The organism is Mucilaginibacter sp. (assembly GCF_036383575.1).
Classification (GTDB): domain Bacteria; phylum Bacteroidota; class Bacteroidia; order Sphingobacteriales; family Sphingobacteriaceae; genus Mucilaginibacter.
In genome coordinates this window covers 1-3,498 of record NZ_DASVOB010000651.1, presented here as the reverse complement: position 1 = coordinate 3,498, position 3,498 = coordinate 1, and the positions used below count along the sequence as shown (strand labels likewise).

The following is a 3,498-nucleotide window of genomic DNA, read 5'->3' as shown; positions in this document are numbered from 1 at the left end:
GGAAAGGGAAAACCTGTCACACAGTTTTGATAAGGTGTTCCTGAATATCTTCCCCGGTTTTGTGCAGGATTTTAATGCGTTGTTTGATGAAGCCCACCAGGTTCACCTGAACGAAGGGCAGTTACTGAACAGTGAGCTCCGCATTTTTGCGCTCATCCGTTTAGGCATTCATGATAACGAAAGCATCGGCAAAATTTTAAATTATTCGGTTAATACTATCTATACCTACAAAACCAAGGTCAAGAACAAATCATTTGTACCCAACGATGAATTTGAAGACCGGATCATGCTGATCAAAGCTGTTAAAGAAGTGCCGGATCTGGCGTAGGGTTATTCCTATTTATCATTAAAGAAATATTTTTTGCCGCCGCTCGGCTCCTGCCGAGTGGCAATTATTGCATAGGCCTCTGGCCTATTTCACGGCGGCGGGACGCCGCAAAATAGCTGACACTCGCCAGGAGGCGAGCGACGGCATAAAGATTAGCCATTTCTTATCCATATTTCGCCCCATAAAAATCTATATATCCCTTGTTCACAATCCGATATAAATAATTAATTATCAATTATTTACACAATAACCATTATCCATATTTTTAATATCGCCCTTCATATTCATTGTTTTTGGTTTTAAAGCGCTTTTACTTTGATGAAAGCAACCGGCATCCCGTCGGTGGTTTTAAACAAACCAATTAAACCCAATTATATGAACAAAGTTTACTTATTTAAGTATGGCTTAACCATGCTGTTTTTAATCTCCGTAATCGCAGCCTTCGCACAAAAAAGTCCTTTTACCGGTAAGGTTGTTGACGAGTTGAACGGTCCGCTGCCCGGTGCTACGATCCGCATCAAGGGAACCAATACCTCAACTGTTACCGACAACAACGGTGTGTTTTCCATTCAGCAAAACGGCGTGCAATCCGTAACTGTTACCATCACTTTTGTTGGTTACGAAACTGTTGAAAAAGTGATCAATGCCAATCAACCATTAACGGTTAAACTGGTACCTAACTCAAAATCACTGGCTGATGTGGTGGTGATCGGCTATGGCTCGGTACGTAAAACAGATTTAACGGGAGCGGTTACCAACCTTGGTGCCAAAGACCTTAATCCGGGACCTATTACCAATCCTTTGCAGCAGTTAACGGGCAAGGCGGCCGGTGTAAACGTAACCCAAACAGGCAGTGAGCCTGGTACCGCGCCAAGCGTGCGGATCCGTGGTATTACATCACTTATCGGCGGTAATGATCCCCTGGTGGTAGTTGACGGGATTCAGGGAAATATGGACCTGTTGAAACAAGTTCCCCCTTCCGAAATTGAATCGGTGGATGTTTTGAAAGATGCATCGGCTACGGCTATCTACGGCTCGCGTGGCGCACCGGGTGTCATCATCATCACCACTAAAAAGAACAAGAACGTCACCAGCACGGTAGAATATAATGAAAACTCATCGCTTGATGTGATCTCCAAAAAGCTGCCAACACTTAATGCCGACCAATGGTGGCAACAGGCCCAGATCTACGGCGTACCGGCATCTGCCAATCATGGCTCCAATACCGATTGGTACAACCTGCTTACCCGTAATGGCGTTACCCAAAACCATACGCTGTCTTTCGGCGGCGGTGCCAATGGGTTTAACTACAGAGCTTCTATCAGCGCCATTTTGCAAAATGGTATTGTGATCAAGTCGAACTACAAAAATTACATAGGCCGGATCCAGGCTACCCAAAAGGCGCTTGACGATAAGCTTACACTTACCATGAACCTGAACAGTGGTATTGATAATGCCAATTACAGTCCGCCGAGTATTGGCCGCGCGGCGTTTACATCCAACCTGTTCAGCAATATTTATGTAACCCGCCCAACCGACCCGGTTTACAATACCGACGGTACTTACTATACCGATCCAAACGTATTCCAGTACATTAACCCATATGCAGTAGCCCAAACAATTGTTAACAATGTTAAAAACAACAACCTGTTTGGCAGTTTACGGGCCGATCTTGAGCTAACCAAAGGCTTAACTGCCGGTTGGTTTGGCAGCTGGCGTAAGGTTGACGGCAATACGGGCTATTACCTCCCAGCCGAATCTACCGTGGCTACCGCTATCGATAATCAGGGCATCGCCAACATCAGTAACTACCACCAGGATGAGCGCCTGATGGATATCAGCCTGAATTACAAAAAAGATTTTGGCGCACACCATTTAGATGCTATCGCGGTGTATGAGTGGCAGGGACAAACCTATAACGGCAATTTTGCGCAGGCCAAAGGCTTCATCAATGACATCGCAACCTACAACGCGCTGCAATTGGGCGACCTGAGCAAAGTTACCCCCGGCGATATGTCATCGTACAAAAACGACAGGAAGCTGGTTTCATACTTAGGTCGTGTAAACTATTCCTTCCAAAACAAATACCTGTTAACCGCCAGCTACAGGCGCGATGGTTCATCCGTTTTTGGGGTGAATAACAAATGGGGCAATTTCCCTTCGGCATCGGTAGCCTGGAGATTGACCGAAGAATCTTTCCTGAAAAATCAGCATGTGTTCAGTAACCTGAAATTGCGTGGTGGTTGGGGTATAACCGGTAATCAGCAAGGCCTGGCCCCCCAAAACTCACTGCAGTTGGTAGGCTATGCCGGTGTTACCTATTTCGGCGGTCAGCAGATCACCAATTTTGTGATCAGCCAGAATGCCAACCCCGACCTGAAATGGGAAACCCGCAAGCAAACCAATATTGGTATTGATTTCACTACCCTTAATGACCGTTTAAACGGTTCCATTGACGCTTATACCGCAACAACCGATAACTTGTTGTTCAACTATACCGTACCGCAGCCACCGTACCCCTACCCAAGCATAGCCGCCAACGTAGGCAGTTTGCTTAACCGTGGTTTGGAGCTAACGCTGAGCTACCAGGTTATCAAAACCAAAAACACATCATTAATACTGGCAGGTAATGGTTCCTTACTTAAAAACAAGGTACTGAACCTGAGCGGTTCAATAAATGGCGTTCCGTTGAATACCGATTACGTAGGCTGGGGATCAAACTCCTATCTCATTAAAGGTAAACCTATCGGCACTTTTTATATCCTAAAACATGCGGGTAAAGATGCTGCCAATGCCGAAACTGTTGTTGACCAGAATAAAGATGGCGTTATTGACCAGGGCAACCAGAGTGCCGACAGGGTTTACGAAGGCCAGGCCACTCCTAAATATACCTATGCCTTTACCCCAAGCTTCAGCTATAAAAACTTTGACGCATCTATGGTTTGGCGTGGTTCGGGCGGTAATAAAATCTATAATCAGATCCGCTCGCAATTAAGCTATTTCGAAAATTTAGGTAAAGCAAACGTGCTTCAAAGTGCCGTACCGCTGGGCTTGTATACCTCGCAATATGGCTCGGATCTTTGGCTGGAGAACGGCTCGTTCCTCCGTTGGGAAAACCTTTCGTTTGGTTACCGCATCAACACGGCCCATATCAAATACATCAGCTCTTT

The 3,498-nt window shown here is 45.8% G+C and carries 2 protein-coding genes; both read left to right on the top strand.

What is annotated here, in order from left to right; all coding sequences use genetic code 11:
• On the top strand, positions 1-328 hold a 328-nt coding region (locus VF500_RS22930; protein WP_330861906.1), incomplete at its 5' end, for a DUF6377 domain-containing protein.
• 318 nt (positions 329-646) lie between these two features.
• A partial coding sequence (locus VF500_RS22925) for a SusC/RagA family TonB-linked outer membrane protein (RefSeq protein ID WP_330861905.1) occupies positions 647-3,498 on the top strand: 2,852 nt, incomplete at its 3' end.